Origin of the sequence: Cupriavidus numazuensis, from assembly GCF_905397435.1 — a bacterium.
Classification (GTDB): Bacteria; Pseudomonadota; Gammaproteobacteria; order Burkholderiales; family Burkholderiaceae; genus Cupriavidus; species Cupriavidus numazuensis.
The window spans coordinates 133487-150495 of record NZ_CAJPVI010000002.1 but is presented as its reverse complement, the minus strand read 5'-3'; the positions used below and the strand labels follow the sequence as shown (position 1 = coordinate 150495).

The following is a 17009-nucleotide window of genomic DNA, read 5'->3' as shown; positions in this document are numbered from 1 at the left end:
GCGTGCCGTGACCCTCGAACTGCTGTCCGAACACGGCTGCCATGGCGGCGTGCAACGCTTCTACCGGCACGCGTCGGCCGTCATCGGGTTGCCGATGCGCTTCTCGGTGTACCTGCCGCCGCAGGCGCTGGCCGGTGGCGGCAAGCTGCCGACGCTGTTCTACCTGGCCGGCCTGACCTGCACGGAAGAAACGTTCATGATCAAGGCCGGTGCGCAGCGCTTTGCCGCCGAGCACGGCCTGGTCCTGATCGCGCCCGATACCAGTCCGCGCGGTGCGGGCGTGCCGGGTGAAGCCGATGCGTGGGACTTCGGCGTCGGGGCGGGCTTCTACGTCGACGCGACTCAAGCACCGTGGAGCCAGCACTGGAGCATGGAAAGCTACGTCACGCAGGAGCTGTTCGACCTCGTGAGCCGTGAGCTGCCGGTCGATCCGGACCGTGTCGGCATCTTCGGGCATTCGATGGGCGGACACGGTGCGCTGGTGCTGGCGCAACGGCATCCGCAGCGTTTCCGCTCGGTGTCCGCGTTCGCGCCGATTGCCGCGCCGACGCGATGCCCGTGGGGGCAGAAGGCGTTCACGGGCTACCTCGGCGCGGACCGCAGCCGCTGGGATGAATATGATGCCAGCGCATTGATGGCCGCCCAGAAGGTTCCACCCTTCCCTGCCGGCATCCTCGTGGATCAGGGCCTGTCTGACCAGTTCCTGCCGAACCAGCTCCACCCCGAAGCGCTGGAGGCCGCGTGCGCGGCGGTCGGACAGCCGCTGACGCTGCGGCGCCATACGGGCTACGACCACGGCTACTACTTCATCAGCACGTTCATCGCGGACCATATCCGGCATCACGCCGGACAGCTCTGACGATGCAGCGATGACGACGATGCGCGGCCAGCGCCGCGCATCGCTCAGATGTAGCGCTCCGCCATGACCTGCGCGCTCAGGCGGCGCCGTTTCCAGAACATGCCGTTGATGCGCGTGATCAGCTTGCGCAATGTCGCGGGGTCAATTGCGCGGAACGTCAGCATGACCGCGGGGTTGCTGCCATCGCCGGGCACATGCTCCACAGCGTCGAATTCCGGCAGCCCGTACTTCACCAGGAATGCGCGAATCTCGTCATCGGTCGTGCCGGGCTCGATATTGCCGAGCAACAGTACAGACATGGTGACCTCCCGTCGTTCGCCACGGCATCGCCTTCTTTACGTTTCAACCTGCGGCGCCAGCGTTTTCCTGAGTGCCCGGAGTGGCAAGCGGCAGCGTGACAATGCGTACGGTCGCATCATCGGGGCACGCGACGTCAGTAAAGCCGAGCCGGCGCGCAAGGCGGCGCATGGGCGTGTTCATGGCCAGGACGAATCCTTCCATGCGCTGGTAGCCGCGTGCGCCGGCCAGCTCGATCAGCGCCGTCATCAGGATGCGCGCGAGGCCAACGCCATGCCAGTCGTCATCGAGCGTGATGGCGAACTCGCAGACATCGCTAGCCGGCGGCGCCACGAAACGCGCGCCGCCCACCAGCCTGCCACTGCCTTCCTGGCCATCTGCCTCGCTGACGGCAACCAGCGCGCATTCGTGCCCCGGTTCCGGGTGGGTGGCCTGCTCGACCATAGACTCCGGCAACTCTCGCAAAGGCGCCATGAAACGTGTGTAGCGCGCGTCCGGCGACAAGCGGGCAAAGGCCGCGAGCAAACCGGCGCGGTCCTGCTCGCAGATCTCGCGCAACAGGATACGGCGGCCATCCCGCAGCGTCAGGCGGGTGGGTGAAAACGGGGGTGGGTTGGGTGCGGTCATCGGAGCAATGGCTGCGTCACTGGGTGAACCGGAAACCTGGCTGAAACGCCGAGGCTCATTCACTGTAGTGCCAAATGACCCGCAGTGCAGAAGCGCGCATGCCGTGGTTGCGGGCTGGAATTGCACGCAGACGCCGGAAATGAAAAAGGGCTTCCGTTTCCGGAAGCCCTTTTCTTTCTGCATAGGTGGCGCGGCTGGCAGGATTCGAACCCACGACCCCTTGGTTCGTAGCCAAGTACTCTATCCAACTGAGCTACAGCCGCACGCGAGACAGAAATTATATCGCACTTTCGCTTTTGTGCAAGCCCCTCTCAAAAAAACTTCAGATAGCACACGTGGGGCTAGTGAACCCATTACAGCTACCAGCGATAACGCGCACCCACGGTACCGCCCGCATTGCGTCCCGCCTTGACCTTGAACCACAACTTCACGCCCGATGCGGTATTGCCGTGCGCGCCGATGTTGAACGAGAACAGGCCGCGCAACAGGTCCGTATCGATCTTGGTGCCGTTGATGTTGATGGTCTGCTTGCGGCTGTCCTGCCACCAGTCAGCCTCGACGAACGGGTAGACGCCCGCGAGCCGCGTCGGCTGAGCGCCGTACAGGCGCACGCCAAAGCCGGTGGCACTGGAGTCCCCGAGCATGTCGGGCGTCTGTGTCTGCGTCGGCGTCCCTGTGGTCGCATTCCCAGGCTGGTAAGCGATTTGCACGCGAGGCTGGATGGTCAGGCCACCGGCGCGCGGCACGACGGCGTCGAGCGCCACAGCCATGGTACGCACGCGACTGTCCACGAATCCGTTGGCGGTTGTGACATCGTCGACATGAACCAGGAAGCGGCGCGGGCCGTAACGCATGCGCTCAGTCTCGCGGTCGACGTCCGCCAGGCCGGGGGCATCGTCGTCAGGGCCCGGCCCTGCTATTGCCGCGCCGCGCACGAAATAGCCGGGTGGCGGCGCGTTGTGTTCGACGGGGGACAAAGCATTGCCTCTGGCCGGGACCTGCGAGTCCATGCCGGCAAGATCGCTGGCCTGCACTTGCTGCCAGCCCAGGATCGCGTTCGTACCAGGAGCGCCGTCGTCGGCCCTGGCCACGGCACACATCAGCATGGCCAGCACCCAGCAGCATTGAAGATGGTGGTGACGCGCCCCATGCTCTGTCACGGCACAGCCGTGCCACACGGGGTACGCCCCGGCCTCCCTCTCTCTCAATGATGATGACAAGACCTCAGTCATGGCAACCACCTTCGGACGTTATCCAAGCTCGCCCGATTAGCTTGAGCATAGGTCAAATGCCCACCTGCGGTAAGCGGGGATTGTTCGCTGCCGCGCGGCCACTTCCGCAGCGTTTCGGACAGTCCATCCCCAATGCCCACTTAGTGGACCACGGCTGTCGGCTTTACGCGGAGCACTAGCGCTTATCGTCAATAATGTCGAAATTCAACGATTTCCTATGCCTTTCCTGGCCTCTTCCCGGCCAAAGCGGCGCGGGAGGAGACCACCATGGCATTCTGGCGAAGATCTCGCCAAGCCGGCAAAGCCGCCGGCAATCCGCTGGCGACCGGCCAAAGCCAGAGCCTGAAGCGCAAGCTGGCGGCTGCCACGACGGTGGTTGCGGTGTGCACGGTCGGCCTGGCCGCCATGCTGATGGCCGGTGCGTATGGCGATTTCGCCGCCGGGCGGCAGAACCTGTATGACATCTCGGAATACCGTGTCCTGCTTGACGCAGCCAATGTGCTGTCTGCAGAACGCGGGCCCGCCAACAGTGTGCTCGGAGAGGCGCCCACGGAAAGAAGTGCCGCCCGCGACAAGCTGCGCCAGTTTCGCGCGCGCAGCGATGCCGCGCTCGCGCGTCTGCTGGCGCCGCCGCCCACCCCGACAGGCCTTCACCAGCACCATCTGCCGCCGCTGATGGTCGAGCGCGTGCGCGAGCGTCTGCGACGCGCACGCGCGGAAATCGATGCGCTGGCCATGCGGCCGCGCGAAGACAGGCAAATGGATGACCTCCGGCACGCGATCGAAGGCATGTTCGAGGCCGTCGACGCGCTGCAACCGCTGATCGGCTGGCAGGTCAGGCAGCTGTCCGCGTGCGATCCGGGTCTGGCAGCCCCCGCACTCACCGGCAAGATGCTGGGCGACCTGCGCGAATACGGCGGCCGCGTGGCCTCGCAGATCATGGCGCCCATAGCCGCCCAACAGCCGATCCCGATACGCAGTCTCGCCGATGCGTCACGCTCGCGCGGGCGGCTGCTGGAACTTTGGGCGCTCGCGGGGCCGGCCTACAACATGTATGGCGAAGCGCCACGACTCGAGCATGCCTATGCCGATGCCAGCCATCAGTTCTTCGGCCACGGCTTGTCGATGGTCGACAGCATGGTGGCGCAAGGCCGCCTGTCCGGGCATTACTCGATGAGCCCGACCGAATTCACCAACCGCTATGTGCCAACGCTCGAACCGCTGGAACGCCTGCGCAGCGAGTTCCTGAACGAGGTGATCGCGCATTTCGAGGCGGACCGCCAGCATGCGCTGCGCGTGCTTGTGACGGCCGGCAGTGCGACGGCGCTGATCCTGCTGGTGCTTGGCTACGTGCTGGTGTTTGCGCAGCGTTCAGTATTCCTGCCGCTGCTGGATGCACGCGATGCGGTCATCGCGCTGGCCGAGGGCCGCAGCCGCCCGGCCTTCACCCTGCCGGCCTCCGGCCGCGAGATGCGCCGCCTGTTCGATGCGCTGGATATCCTGCGCCGCAAGCTTCGCGAGCGTGCATCGCTCACCGAACAGCTGGAACACCAGGCCCGCACCGACAGCCTGACCGGGCTGCTCAACCGGCGCGCGCTGGAACGCATTGCCGCGCAGCCCGCCGATCCCGCCGGACCGTCAACGACTAGCCTCATCCTCATGGATGTGGATCGATTCAAACAGATCAACGACCGGCACGGGCACCCCGCCGGCGATCAGGTATTGCGCGCGGTGGCCGACCTGATGCGCGATTTGGTGGACCCCGACCATGCGTTGGCCCGCTTCGGTGGCGAGGAGTTTGCGGTGCTGGTGCCTGGCGCCAGCGCTGACGAGGCCGCGTCCCTCGCGCAGGCATTGCGCACGGCGATTGGCGCCGAACCGATCCGCCTGGCCGATGGCACGCGGCTGCCCGTGACCGCCAGTTTCGGCGTGGCCACCGGACTCGGCGGCGCCCCGCACTGGCCGCGCCTGTTCGCCGCAGCCGATGCGGCGATGTATCGGGCCAAGGCCGAGGGCCGCAACTGCGTGCGCCGCGCCGACGTACCCGCCGAAGCCGTCGACGACTGAAGGGACATGCCGTCCGCGACAGGACGGCACCGCAGACGGACGCACAAAACGGAAAAAGGCCCGCATTGCTGCGGGCCTTTTCTGAATTTGGTGCCCAGAAGAGGACTCGAACCTCCACAGTGTTGCCACCGCTAGGACCTGAACCTAGTGCGTCTACCAATTCCGCCATCTGGGCTTCGTTTCGCTGCATTTCTGCTGCGATGCGAAGAACAAGATTATGCTGGGCGGCCAATGTATTGTCAACACCCTTTCACGAAAAAATTGCACGGCTCAGCCGCCGCGCTGAGTACCGTCTCGCGAAACCATGAAATCCACCTGCGTCGGACGGCCGGGCAATTGCAGCGTTGCCGTGGCGGCCGGCGTGGAGGCGATGGTTTTGCCAGCGCGCAATACCAGCAGGCGCGTGGCGCGCAAGCGTATCGCCTCGACCGGATCGCGGGCCTGCAGCAGCACCAGATCCGCGCGGCCACCAGGCAAGATGCCATAGCCTTCGAGCCCGAGGATCTGCGCAGGCGTGGTGGTCACGGCGGCGAAGCAATTGCGCATCGCATCCTGCCCCGTCATCTGCCCGACGTGCAGGCCCATGTGGGCCACCTCAAGCATGTCGCCGCTGCCCAGGCTGTACCACGGGTCCATCACGCAGTCATGCCCGAATGCCACGGGCACGCCTGCCGCCAGCAATTCGGGGACACGTGTCATGCCGCGCCGTTTCGGGTATGTGTCATGGCGGCCCTGCAAGGTGATATTGATCAGCGGATTCGCGATCGCGGCCACGCCGGCTTCGCGCATCAGCGGCAGCAGCTTGGACACGTAGTAGTTGTCCATCGAATGCATCGATGTCAGATGCGAGCCAGCGACACGTCCGTGCAGGCCGAGCCTTACCGTTTCGCTGGCGAGCGTTTCGATGTGGCGCGACATCGGGTCGTCGCTCTCGTCGCAATGCATGTCGACGCGCAGACCGCGCTCGGCGGCCAGTTCGCACAGCAAGCGCACGGACGCCGCGCCGTCCGCCATGGTGCGTTCGAAGTGAGGAATGCCGCCCACCACCTCCACGCCCATGTCGAGCGCACGGCGCAGGTTCTCCAGCGCGCCTGGCGCGCGCAGCACGCCGTCCTGCGGAAACGCCACGAGCTGCAGGTCGAGGTAGGGGCGCACGCGCTCGCGCACGTGCAGCAGCGCTTCCACAGCAAGCAAGCGGGGATCGCAGACATCGACGTGCGAACGGATGGCGAGCAGCCCCTTGGCCACGGCCCAGTCGCAATAGGCAAGCGCGCGTTCGACCAGCGCCTCCTGCGTCAGCAGCGGCTTCAGTTCGCCCCACAGCGCAATGCCTTCGAGCAGCGTGCCCGACTGGTTCACGCGCGGCAGCCCGTATGACAGCGTCGAATCCATATGGAAGTGCGCGTCGACGAATGGCGGCGTCACCAGTTGCCCGGCGGCATCGATCTCGTTCGCAGCCTGCGCGGCGAGCGCGGGCTCCACGGCGACGATGCGGCCGTTCTCAATGCCGATATCGATGCCAGTGCGGCCGTCCGGCAGCGTGCAGTGGCGCAGGATCAGTTCCAGCATGGTCGCTCCACAATCGGATGGTTCATGTCAGCGCTCGCCCCGGCGGTACGGCTTCATCAGCGCCTGCGGATACGTAGCACGGCGCGCCACCAGGATCAGCGCAACGATCGACAGCACATACGGCAGCATCAGGTAAAGCTGGTAAGGCAACGGCGGCAGCCCGGGCAGGCTGGCACCCCCCTGCTGCAAACGCAGCTGCAGCGCGTCGAATGCCGCAAACAGCAGCGCGCCAAGCAGTGCCCGCCCCGGCCGCCACGATGCAAACACCACCAGCGCCACGCAGATCCAGCCACGCCCGTTGATCATGTTGAAGAAGAACGCATTGAACGCCGACAGCGTCAGGAACGCGCCGCCCACCGCCATCAGCGCCGAACCGGCCATGACCGCGCCGATGCGCACGGCGCCGACGCGAATACCCTGGCCCTCGGCTGCCGCCGGGTTCTCGCCGACCATGCGCACCGCGAGCCCGAGTGGCGTGCGGTACAGCAGCCATGCGATCACCGGCGCCAGCAGCAAGGCCAGCAGCGTCAGCGATGTCTGCGCGCCCAGCACCGGCCCGAGTATCGACCCCAGGACCGGCACACCATCCAGCCAGCGCATCGGCGCGAACGGCGTGATGGTGGGCGGCGACGACACGGAGGCAAAGCCGATCCGGTAGGCATAGTACGACAGGCTCGTCGCCAGCATCGTAACGCCCAGCCCAGCCACGTGCTGCGACAAGGCAAGCGTCACGGTCAGCCAGCCATGCAGCAGCCCGAACGCCAGCCCGATGGCTGCGGCCACGGCAACCCCTCCCCACAGCGGCGCGCCGTGGTACACGGCCAGCCAGCCGGAAAACGCACCGGCCACCATGATGCCTTCGATGCCGAGGTTGAGTACGCCAGCCCGTTCGCACAGCAGCACGCCGAGCGTGCCAAAGATGAGCGGCGTGGCCACGCGCAGCACGGCGACCCAGAACGGAGCGGCGGTGATGATATCGAGCAGTTCCATCAGGCCACCCCGCGCACCCGGTCGAGCCGGATGCGGTAGCGCGTCAGCATGGTCGCGATCAGCATGGTCAGCAGCGCCACTGCGACGATCACGTCCGCAATGGCGTTGGGCACGCCGACCGCGCGGCTCATGCCATCGGCCCCGACCAGCACGCCAGCTACGAAGACCGATGCCGCTACGACGCCCAGCGGATTCAGCCCGGCAAGCATGGCGATGACGACGCCCGCATAGCCGTAGCCCGGCGACATGTCGAGCGTGAGGTAGCTCGTGCGTCCCGCCACTTCCACCACGCCGGCAAGGCCCGCCAGCGCGCCAGACAACAGCGCGGCCAGCAAGGTCACGCGGCCCACCGGCATGCCCGCAAATGCGGCTGCGCGCGCATTGGCGCCGACTGCGCGCATCTGCAAGCCAAACACGGTGTAGCGGTTCATCCCCCACACGGCCACTGCCAGCGCACAGGCTGCCAGCAGGCCGCTGTGCACGCGCGAACGCTCCATGAGACGGGACAGCTCCATGTCAGGCAGCAAGGCCACGGACTGCGGCCACCCCATCGCCAGCGGATCCTTCATCGGTCCGTCGAGCATCCACGACACCAGCAGCAGCACGATGAAATTCAGCAAGAGCGTGGTCACCACCTCATCGACACCGAGCCTCAGCTTGAGCCACGCGGGGCCGAGCAGCAGCAGCGCCCCCGCGAGCATGCCGGCCGCCACCATCAGCACGAACAGCAAGCCCGCCGGCAACTGCGCGGCCCATGGCGCGGCGCCGCCGTCGACTTGGCCGCCCACGGCAACGGCGGCAAGCGCACCGAGATAGAGCTGCCCCTCGGCACCGATATTGAACAGCCGCGCGCGGAACGCCACCGCCACCGCGAGTCCGGTCAGCATCAGCGGCGTGGCGCGCGTCAGCGTTTCCGACCACGCAAAGCGCGAGCCGAAACCGCCCTGGAGCAGCGACAGGTAAGCCCGCCCGACCGGCGCACCGGCCCACGTGACCAGCAGTGCGCAGATCAGCAAGGTGGCTGCCACGGCGCCTACCGGTGCGGCCACCAGCGCCACGCGCGAAACCGTTGGCCGGGCCTCAAGCCGCATCGCATACCTCCGTGCCGCCAGATGCCGCCGCTCCGGCCGGCGCCGCATCCGATCCCGCCATCGCAAGACCGAGTGTCGCTAGTGTCCACGCCTGCGCGGGGCGCGCTTCGGTCAGGCGCCCGCGATGCATCACCGCGATGCGATCGGCCAGTGCCATCAGTTCGTCCAGGTCTTCGGAGATCAGCAGCACTGCGGCGCCAGCGTCGGCTGCGTCCAGCAGTTGCCGGTGGACATAGGCGACCGCGCCGATATCGAGTCCCCACGTCGGCTGGCTCGCCACGACGACGCGGGGCACGCGGCCCTCGCCGGCCACCGAGAGCGCCCGCCCGAGGATCAGCTTCTGCATATTGCCGCCAGACAGCGTGCGCGTGGGCGCGTCGATGCCGCCGCCACGCACGTCGAAGCGCGACACCAGCTCGCGCGCGAAACGCCGCGAAGCACCGCGGCGGATTACGCCGGCGCGTGTGAAGCCGGGCTGGCCGAGCTGCTCCGCGATGGCGTTCTCCCATACGGCGAGTTCGCCAACCGCGCCCTGTGCGTGGCGATCCTCAGGTACGCGTGCCACGCCGGCCGCAATCCAGCGCTGCGGATCGGCCGGCATGGCGTGGCCTGCGATTGTCACCGTACCCGACGCCGGTGCGAGCATGCCGCTCATAACCTCTGCCAGCGTGACCTGCCCGTTGCCCGCCACGCCGGCAATACCGACGATTTCCCCGCTGCGCAGCGACAGCGATACATCATGCAGCGCGACGTGCCCCACCGCAGCCGGCACGCTTACTTGCGCCAGATCGGCAAGCATCTCCGCCGCATCGCGCGCATCGGACCGTGTGCGGGCCGGCATCTGCACAGCGCGGCCGACCATCAGCTCGGCCAGCTCCGCGCGCGACGTGGCATCGGCAGCGCGCGTTGCCACGAGCCGGCCCCCGCGCAGCACGGCCACGCGGTGCGAGACACGCAACACCTCGTCGAGCTTGTGGCTGATGAAGATGACCGACATGCCGTCGGCAATCAGCTGGGCCAGCGTGGCAAACAGACTGTCGGCCTCCTGCGGGGTCAGCACGGCAGTCGGCTCATCGAGGATCAGCACGCGCGCGCCGCGATAGAGCGCCTTGATGATCTCCACACGCTGGCGCTCGCCCACCGACAGCGCACCCACGCGCGCGTGCGGCTGCACGGCCAGTCCGAAACGGCGCGACAGTTCCTCCACCCGCGCACGCGCCGCGCGCCGGCCTTGCCGCCAGCGCCAAAGCGGCTCCGTGCCGATCAGGATATTGTCGAGCACCGACAGGTTGTCGGCGAGCGTGAAGTGCTGGTGCACCATGCCGATCCCCGCCGCCAGCGCGGCGCGCGGATTGCCCGGGGGCAAGGCCTCGCCGTCGATCTCGACATGGCCGGCATCGGCCACGTAGTGGCCGAACAGGATATTCACCAGCGTGCTCTTGCCGGCGCCGTTCTCGCCGAGCAGCGCGAGCACCTCGCCGCGCGCGAGTTCGAGCGTGATGTCGTCGTTGGCGAGCAAGGCGCCAAAGCGCTTGCTGATGCCGGCCATGCGGAGCACCGGCGGCGATGTGGGCAGGGACATGGAAACGAAAGGAAGAAGGGCGATCCGCATGGAATCGCCGCAGCACGCTTACGGTGTGGACTTCGGCTCCGTCTCGACCACCTTCACGGTGTCCTTGCCGTCGAGGATGGCTTTCTCCTTCGCGCGCACCTTGACCATCAGGTCGGCCGGCACCTTGCCCTCGAACGTCCCGAGCGGCGCGAGTTCGGCGCCCTTGTGCTTCATCAGCGAATACTGGCCGTAGTCCTCGCTCTTGAACTGCCCGGCCTTGACCTTCGACAGCGCCGCGCCGATGGTCGGCTCCATGTTCCACAGCGCCGACGCCACGACCGTGGCCGGATACTGCGGTTGCGTGTTGATGACATTGCCGATCGCGAGCTTGCCGCGCTCCTTGGCGGCATCGGACACGCCGAAGCGCTCCGCGTACAGTACGTCGGCGCCCTTGTCGATCATCGCGAACGCCGCTTCCTTCGCCTTGGGCGGATCGAACCAGGAGCCGATGAAGCTGACGGTGAACTTCACCTTCGGATTGACCGAGCGGGCGCCCTCCATGAACGCATGCATCAGGCGGTTGACCTCCGGAATCGCATAGCCGCCCACCATGCCGATATGGTTGGTCTTGGTCATGCCGCCGGCGATCATTCCAGTCAGGTACGACGGTTCCTGGATGTAGTTGTCGAACACCGAGAAGTTGGGCGCCTGCGGCTTGCCCGAAGACCCCATCAGGAACGCCGTCTTCGGATAGTCCTTGGCCACCTTGCGCGCAGCCGCTTCCACCGCGAACGATTCGCCGACGATCAGCGCCGCGCCCTGCTCCGCATACTGGCGCAGTACACGTTCATAGTCGGCATTGGAGACGCTTTCGGAGAACACATAGTCGACTTCGCCGCGGCCCTTGGCCTCGTTGAGCGCCTTGTGGATGCGCGACACCCACTGCTGCTCGACCGGCACGGTGTAGACCGCAGCCACCTTCAGCTTCGCTTGCGCGTGGGCCAGCGGCATTGCGCCGATGGCGGCCACGGCGGCGCCTGCGGCGGCCAGCTTCAGCCAGGTCCTGCGATTGCGTCCAGCATTCATGGTTCTCCCTCCCTGGTTTGAGTACTACTGTGATGAGTACTACGGTGTTGTTATGTCCTGCGCCAACTGTGCGCTCACGGGCAGCAGTCCGCAGCCTCGCAGCAGCAACGCCACCAGGTGTTCGGTGGCCAGTTCGAAATCGCGCCGGCCCAGTCGGCTCACACCAAGCACGGCGCAGATCTGCGATTCGAAATCGGCGTAGGTCTGGGTCGCCGCCCAGATCGTGAAGAACAGGTGTTGCGGATCCACGCTCGCCATCTGGCCCGTGGCGATCCAGTGGCGGATCACATCCGACTTGTGCGCGACCAGTTCGCGCAGCGCGTGGCGCAGGACTTCGCCGATCTCCGGCGCGCCGTGCAGGAGTTCGTTGGCGAATACGCGCGAGGCATCAGGATGGCTCGCCGACAGGCGCATCTTGGCGCGAATGTACTGTTCGAGCGCGACCTCGGGCGGTAACTCCGCGCGGATCGCCTCGGTCTCAGACAGCCAGAGCTGCAGCGTATGCGCGAGCACCGCGCGGTACAGCGCCTGCTTCGTTCTGAAGTAGTAGTGGAGGTTCGATTTGGGCACACCGGCGCGCACTGCGATCTCGGCCATGGTCGCGCCCGCGAACCCGGCGCGTGCAAACACGTGCTCGGCCGCGCGCAGGATCATGGCTTCGTTCTCCTGCCGGATGCGTCCGACGCTGGCGTCGCGCGCCAGCGGCAGTCGGCGCGCCGCGGCAACCGCGGGGCCGTCCATCACCGTGTGCCGTAGAGGCGGTCCCCGGCATCGCCGAGTCCGGGCACGATATAGCCATGCTCGTTCAGCTCCTCGTCGATGGCCGCCGTGACGATGGCAACGTCCGGATGCGCGGCCTGCAGCGCCTTCAGGCCCGGGCGCGACGCAATCAGGCAGACGTATTTCAGCATGCTCACACCGCTCTCCTTGAGGCGGTTGAGCGCGGCAATCGCGGAATTGCCCGTGGCCAGCATCGGGTCCACGACGATCACCATCCGCTCCTGGATATCCTCGGGCATCTTGAAGTAGTACTCGACCGGCTCCAGCGTTTCCGGGTCCCGGTACAGGCCGATATGCCCGACGCGCGCGGCGGGCAGCAGTTCCAGCATGCCATCGAGGAAGCCATTGCCCGCCCGCAGGATCGACACCAGGCAGAGCTTCTTGCCCGCCAGTACCGGCGATTGCGTTGGCGCGATCGGCGTCTTGATCGCGATGGTTTCCATCGGCAGGTCGCGCGTGGCTTCGTAGGTCAGGAGCTGGCTGATTTCCCGCACGAGCCGGCGGAAATTGTCGGTCGTGGTCTCCTCGCTGCGCGCCAGCGTGACCTTGTGCTGGACCAGCGGGTGGTCGACCACCAGCACGGAGGCGGCCGGTGCGTTGGCGGCTTCGGCCGGAGCCACGGGGACGGCAGACATGTCGTTCATGGTGACGCTCCTATGCAATGGGACTGGCGAGGGAATCAGGGACTGCACCGCCGGATGGAATCATCCGGCGGGCAAGCGTTGCTGCACGGCCGTGGCGCTCAGAACACCGTGCCGTCGCTGTTGATCGCGAACGGTGGCGGACCACCAGGCCTGCGCTTGGCGGCAATGCGCCGCCCCGCCGCCCAGGTGCCGCCTTCCAGCACGCGCGCCAGCGGGAAGTCCGCTTCCGACAAGCCGAGCGCCTGGCGCACGCCGTCGGCCACCAGATCCAGGCCGGTCACGGTCAAGGCGCGCCATTCGACGATGACGGGCTCCTGCACCTCGTGCGCCACCTCGGCGAACGCCGGGTCGCGCGGCACCATCAACTCGAAGTCGAACAGCAGGCCGCCGTTGCGATATTCCGGCAGCCCCGTCAGCGCCTCCAGGCCGGTGACGACCAGCCCGGCGTCCTCCAGCGGCTCCAGCAGCGAATAGGTCAGCCACTGGGTCAGCTTGTGGAACGGCACCAGACCGCCCGGCGCGGCAGCGTGGCGCCAGGTATCGCCGAGCGACACGCCGTCGAGCACGACCCGTCCCGGCCACACCGGCCCCAGCGCCACCAGCAGCGTCTTCAGGATGAAGCTCGCTTCGATGCGCTCGTTGACCGCATTCGCCTTCAGGTAGTCGAACAGGTTGCCAAGCCGCGCCGGCGTGCCGAACACTGCCGGCGTGGCCTGCATGACTTCACCAAGGCGGCGCAGCAGACCCGCGCGCCCTTCCAGGCCTACCAGCGGATTGTGCTGCGCGACCTGGAACGCGGTGGCGATGCTGGACGCATCGATGCGCATCAGCCGTTCGGCATCGGCACGCAGCGGATCGCCGGGCTCGGCGGAGAAGCCGCCACGCGCGAACAGGTCGAAGCTCGCCACGCCCAGCCCTTCCGAACGCGTCAGGATCAGGTCGCTGGCCGGATCGCGGTAGCGCCAGTCAGGACCAGCCCCGGCGTCGAGCAGCACGCTGGGGATGACCAGGTCGATGCCGATCCGTGCGCGGTCCTCGCGATGCTCGGGACCGCTCAGCGCCGCGCGCTCGCACAGGATGTGCCAGCGATCCAGCCGCTCGCCGGAGCCACCGCTTTCAAAATGGCGCCAGCGGCTGTGGTACGGCACCCGCAGGTCCGGATAACGCTGCCGAATGGTGCTGGCCACGTAGTCGGCAATCGCATGCACGCGATCGGGATGCCAGGTGAACAGTTCGGACTGGCCGGCTGCCACGTGCTCCGTAATTGCCGCACAATGCGTGCGTACCGCTTCGGCGCACAGCAGCGCCGCGGCCGGATGCCCCGCCGGTACCGGACTGTACCAGCCACTGCCGAGACCGTCGGCCGGCCCTTCGGGCCGGTCCGCTTCGGGATACGTGCTCATTCGTTCAACCCCCTGCCCTTTGCCAGGGCGAGTTCGTTGGCGTCAGGCGGCGTGTAGTGCGTGAAATAGCCGGCCGCCACCTTGGCGTCGATTTCCACGCGTGCATCCGCCGGGATCAATTCTTCCGGTATGGCAACCTGCTCGACGACTTCGATGCCCTGTGCCACCAGCGCACCGTGTTTCATATTGCTCATCGACGCCCAGCGGTCGATGCGGCGGATGCCCAGCCAGTGGAAGACATCCGGCATCAACTCCTGGAAGCGCATGTCCTGCACGCCGGCGACGCATTCGGTACGAGCGAAGTAGGTTTCGGCGCGGTCCCCGCCGACCTGGCGCTTGCGTGCGTTATAGACCAGAAACTTGGTCACTTCACCGAGCGCGCGCCCTTCCTTCCGGTTATAGACCACCAGACCTACGCCGCCTTGCTGCGCCATCTCGATGCACACCTCGATGCCATGCGCCAGATAAGGCCGGCACGTGCAGATGTCGGAGCCGAACACGTCCGAACCGTTGCACTCGTCGTGCACGCGACATGCCACATGCGTCTCGGGCTTGCCGAGCTTGGCGATATCGCCAAAGAAATACAGCGTCATGCCCCCGATCGGCGGCAGGAAAACCTTGAGGTCCGGGCGGGTCACCAATTCCGGGAACATGCCGCTGGTCTGCTCGAACAGGCTGCGGCGCAGCACGGTTTCCTTGATCTCGAAACGGCGTGCCAGCCCTGGCAGGTACCAGACCGGGTCGACGGCAGCCTTGGTCACCCGCACATCGCCGTTGGCATGGAGGATATCGCCGTCGGGCTTGAGCCGTCCCGCCGCAATCGCCGACGCCAGTTCCGGCATATTGATGTGCGCGCGCGTCACCGCGATGGTCGGACGGATGTCCACGCCTGCCGCGATGCGGTCGGCAAACGCGCTCGACACCAGATGGCCCCATGGATCGAGCGAAACGATCTTGTCCGGATCGCCCCATTGCTCGTGCGGGCCAATCGCTTCGGCAGGCGCGGTATCGGTCAGGTCGGGGCGATGGTCGCGCTGGAGGCGGCCCGACGCCACCGCCAGTGCCCGGTAGATGGCGTACGCACCGGAATGCGTGCCGATCACATTGCGTCGCGCCGGGTCGGTCAGGCTCGCGATCACCGGCCCGCGCTCCGCCGCAGTCGGCGCCCCCCAATTGATAGGCTCGGCCGGCTTGTCGCGGCGTGCGTGCGAGGTCAGGACGATATGATCGGACATGACACCTCTCGATTCCTTGATGGAATCCTGACCAAATGGTCAGGTTTACGATTCCATACTAGGCAATCTCCGTGCCATCACCCAAAGCCCGTTTCAACCCCGTGCGTGGGTCGTCGCACGCTGGCAACGCCACCTCACGTGCACAGGCGGCGTGCGGCCATCGCCGACACTCGTGGTGCATGCGCACCACGAAAAAGCGGCACGCGCCGTAGTGGCCGCGTGCCGCTTTGACTGCACTGCCTGTCCGCGCCATGCGACGCCGACAAGACGACAGGCTGCTACGTCGTCGATTCTCCGGCCGTCCCGCGACGGCCGCCCGCCAGCATCCCGCGCAGGGCCGCGAACGGACTGGTGCTTTCTACATAACGGTGGAACAAGGATCCGGCCACATTGCTCGCTACCCAGGCCAGCAACATACCCAGTGCGTTGATCACCGGTTGGCCGGGGGCGAGGTGCGAAACCACTGCGTTCACGACAAGGCAGATCGGGAAATGCACCAGAAACACCGAATACGAGATGCGGCCAAAGAAGCCCACGACCGCCGCGCGCGGCCAGCGCTCGAGCCAGCCTTCGCGCCTCGCCACCGCGAGCAGCACGGCAGTCGCCAGCGCCACGGCGATGCGCAGGCGGAAATCGATGATCAGCGCAGCCAGCCCCATCGCCCCCAGCAGCAGCAGCAGCGGAATCGCCGAGCGCTCCGGATTGGATGCCCAGTACGCAAGCGTGCCCATGCCATAGGCGCCGAAGAAGTACACCGCCCAGATGTCCCACGACGCATCGCGGTTGAACCAGAACAGCGAGGCCACCGCCAGCGCCGACACCAGCACGACGCCGGCCCGCGCGCCCTGGCCCGACACGCCACGGGCCAGCCACAGCGCGGTCACCAGCAGCGCGAACAACTGGAGGTCGATCGCGACATACCAGACGCCCGCCGACAAGGCATCGACGTCGAGCACGTTATGCAGCAGCAGCACATGGGCAAGGAACTGCATCAGGTGCGGTGGCGCCGGAATCGACTCGTGGACCATCCACGTACGCGCGATGGCTGCCCCCGCGATGCTGATAAGGATCGCCGCGGCATAGGGCGTGACCAGTTTCTGGTAGCGGCGCCAGACAGCGACCAACGGATGCTGGCGAATCGTCAGGCGCCCTTGCGGCGCGAGGCTGCGCGCTGCCAGAAAGCCGCTGACGACCAGGAAGACCTGCACCGCGATACGGGCGTACTGTGACAGCCAGTCCAGCATGTCGGGCGCCAGCGAGTAGGCAGCGTCGGACATGGGGCCGTAGAACGCCAGGTGATGAAGCACGATCAGCTGTGAACTGACCGCCTTCAGGGCGTCAATGCACGCCAGGCGCGAAGGACGGGGGCTCATTGTTATAAGAACGTTGCAAATAAGCGGAATGGGCCGGATTTTACCGCCTTCGCCGAAACAATATGCGGCTTATTTGTCACAAATTGAGTAATCGTTACACAATTCGTCAATATGTGCGGCTCGCGTGGGGACGCCTGGCGCGCATCTGCTGCTCATGTCTTCTCCGCGAGGCATTTGCTTATAAAAAAGTTATCGTTCCGCATT

General features: G+C 66.5%; 15 protein-coding genes and 2 tRNA genes. 2 read left to right on the top strand and 15 right to left on the bottom strand.

The genetic code is table 11. The features are described from left to right. Positions 1-7 precede the first annotated feature (7 nt). Positions 8-859: an S-formylglutathione hydrolase gene (fghA, locus tag KHO41_RS02685; protein ID WP_211951763.1), complete on the top strand. Its 852-nt coding sequence runs from the start codon at positions 8-10 to the stop codon at positions 857-859. Positions 860-903: 44 nt separating this feature from the next. Here the strand turns inward: fghA and KHO41_RS02680 are convergent, their stop codons facing one another. From KHO41_RS02680 to KHO41_RS02665, 4 genes are all read right to left on the bottom strand, one after another. Beyond that, positions 904-1158 carry an RNA-binding protein gene (locus KHO41_RS02680; protein WP_211951762.1) on the bottom strand — a complete coding sequence of 85 codons (255 nt, stop codon included), beginning with the start codon at positions 1156-1158 and terminating at the stop codon, positions 904-906. 43 nt (positions 1159-1201) lie between these two features. Beyond that, positions 1202-1783: a GNAT family N-acetyltransferase gene (locus KHO41_RS02675; RefSeq protein ID WP_211951761.1), complete on the bottom strand. Its 582-nt coding sequence runs from the start codon at positions 1781-1783 to the stop codon at positions 1202-1204. Positions 1784-1969: 186 nt separating this feature from the next. Continuing rightward, positions 1970-2046, bottom strand: a tRNA-Arg gene (locus KHO41_RS02670). A gap of 96 nt (positions 2047-2142) precedes the next feature. Further along, complete coding sequence (locus KHO41_RS02665; protein ID WP_342344453.1) at positions 2143-2889, bottom strand: hydrolase; 747 nt, start codon at positions 2887-2889, stop codon at positions 2143-2145. Positions 2890-3282: 393 nt separating this feature from the next. Here KHO41_RS02665 and KHO41_RS02660 point away from each other — a divergent pair, with 393 nt between their 5' ends. Beyond that, the gene (locus tag KHO41_RS02660; protein ID WP_211951759.1) at positions 3283-5082 is read left to right on the top strand and encodes a GGDEF domain-containing protein; all 1800 of its coding nucleotides are present in this window, start codon (positions 3283-3285) and stop codon (positions 5080-5082) included. A gap of 88 nt (positions 5083-5170) precedes the next feature. Here KHO41_RS02660 and KHO41_RS02655 read toward each other — a convergent pair. The 11 genes from KHO41_RS02655 to KHO41_RS02605 form a co-directional block, all read right to left on the bottom strand. Further along, positions 5171-5257 (bottom strand) — tRNA-Leu (locus KHO41_RS02655). Between the two features lie 95 nt (positions 5258-5352). Next, complete coding sequence (locus tag KHO41_RS02650; RefSeq protein WP_211951758.1) at positions 5353-6651, bottom strand: amidohydrolase family protein; 1299 nt, start codon at positions 6649-6651, stop codon at positions 5353-5355. Between the two features lie 27 nt (positions 6652-6678). Then, entirely contained in the window at positions 6679-7644 is a 966-nt protein-coding gene (locus KHO41_RS02645) for an ABC transporter permease (RefSeq protein WP_376989613.1), read from the bottom strand. After that, positions 7641-8732, bottom strand: coding sequence for an ABC transporter permease (locus KHO41_RS02640; protein WP_211951756.1), 1092 nt, complete (start codon positions 8730-8732; stop codon positions 7641-7643). The genes KHO41_RS02645 and KHO41_RS02640 overlap by 4 nt, the downstream gene beginning before the upstream one ends. Further along, positions 8722-10344 carry an ABC transporter ATP-binding protein gene (locus KHO41_RS02635; RefSeq protein ID WP_244873688.1) on the bottom strand — a complete coding sequence of 541 codons (1623 nt, stop codon included), beginning with the start codon at positions 10342-10344 and terminating at the stop codon, positions 8722-8724. Before KHO41_RS02635 ends, KHO41_RS02640 begins: the two co-directional genes overlap by 11 nt. Positions 10345-10362: 18 nt before the next feature. Further along, positions 10363-11370 carry a BMP family protein gene (locus tag KHO41_RS02630; RefSeq protein WP_211951755.1) on the bottom strand — a complete coding sequence of 336 codons (1008 nt, stop codon included), beginning with the start codon at positions 11368-11370 and terminating at the stop codon, positions 10363-10365. Between the two features lie 39 nt (positions 11371-11409). Beyond that, positions 11410-12111 carry a TetR/AcrR family transcriptional regulator gene (locus KHO41_RS02625; protein WP_211951754.1) on the bottom strand — a complete coding sequence of 234 codons (702 nt, stop codon included), beginning with the start codon at positions 12109-12111 and terminating at the stop codon, positions 11410-11412. Beyond that, positions 12111-12794, bottom strand: coding sequence for a uracil phosphoribosyltransferase (upp, locus tag KHO41_RS02620; protein ID WP_211951753.1), 684 nt, complete (start codon positions 12792-12794; stop codon positions 12111-12113). Before upp ends, KHO41_RS02625 begins: the two co-directional genes overlap by 1 nt. A 98-nt stretch (positions 12795-12892) precedes the next feature. Then, on the bottom strand, positions 12893-14197 hold the full coding sequence (locus KHO41_RS02615) for a URC4/urg3 family protein (RefSeq protein WP_211951752.1): 1305 nt from the start codon (positions 14195-14197) through the stop codon (positions 12893-12895). Next, positions 14194-15432 carry a GTP cyclohydrolase II gene (locus tag KHO41_RS02610; protein ID WP_211951751.1) on the bottom strand — a complete coding sequence of 413 codons (1239 nt, stop codon included), beginning with the start codon at positions 15430-15432 and terminating at the stop codon, positions 14194-14196. The genes KHO41_RS02615 and KHO41_RS02610 overlap by 4 nt, the downstream gene beginning before the upstream one ends. Before the next feature lie 278 nt (positions 15433-15710). Then, a complete protein-coding gene (locus KHO41_RS02605; RefSeq protein WP_211951750.1) occupies positions 15711-16805 on the bottom strand; it encodes an acyltransferase family protein in 1095 nt (364 codons plus the stop codon). Positions 16806-17009: the final 204 nt, after the last annotated feature.

Excerpts from the sequence above, each read along its gene's own strand:
- KHO41_RS02625 (WP_211951754.1), bottom strand. The coding sequence starts at position 12,111 with ATGGACGGCCCCGCGGTTGCCGCGGCGCGCCGACTGCCGCTGGCGCGC.
- KHO41_RS02610 (WP_211951751.1), bottom strand. The coding sequence starts at position 15,432 with ATGTCCGATCATATCGTCCTGACCTCGCACGCACGCCGCGACAAGCCG.
- KHO41_RS02665 (WP_342344453.1), bottom strand. The coding sequence starts at position 2,889 with ATGCTGATGTGTGCCGTGGCCAGGGCCGACGACGGCGCTCCTGGTACG.
- KHO41_RS02640 (WP_211951756.1), bottom strand. The coding sequence starts at position 8,732 with ATGCGGCTTGAGGCCCGGCCAACGGTTTCGCGCGTGGCGCTGGTGGCC.
- KHO41_RS02680 (WP_211951762.1), bottom strand. The coding sequence starts at position 1,158 with ATGTCTGTACTGTTGCTCGGCAATATCGAGCCCGGCACGACCGATGAC.
- upp (WP_211951753.1), bottom strand. The coding sequence starts at position 12,794 with ATGAACGACATGTCTGCCGTCCCCGTGGCTCCGGCCGAAGCCGCCAAC.
- KHO41_RS02615 (WP_211951752.1), bottom strand. The coding sequence starts at position 14,197 with ATGAGCACGTATCCCGAAGCGGACCGGCCCGAAGGGCCGGCCGACGGT.
- KHO41_RS02630 (WP_211951755.1), bottom strand. The coding sequence starts at position 11,370 with ATGAATGCTGGACGCAATCGCAGGACCTGGCTGAAGCTGGCCGCCGCA.
- KHO41_RS02605 (WP_211951750.1), bottom strand. The coding sequence starts at position 16,805 with ATGAGCCCCCGTCCTTCGCGCCTGGCGTGCATTGACGCCCTGAAGGCG.
- KHO41_RS02635 (WP_244873688.1), bottom strand. The coding sequence starts at position 10,344 with ATGCGGATCGCCCTTCTTCCTTTCGTTTCCATGTCCCTGCCCACATCG.
- KHO41_RS02650 (WP_211951758.1), bottom strand. The coding sequence starts at position 6,651 with ATGCTGGAACTGATCCTGCGCCACTGCACGCTGCCGGACGGCCGCACT.
- KHO41_RS02675 (WP_211951761.1), bottom strand. The coding sequence starts at position 1,783 with ATGACCGCACCCAACCCACCCCCGTTTTCACCCACCCGCCTGACGCTG.
- KHO41_RS02660 (WP_211951759.1), top strand. The coding sequence starts at position 3,283 with ATGGCATTCTGGCGAAGATCTCGCCAAGCCGGCAAAGCCGCCGGCAAT.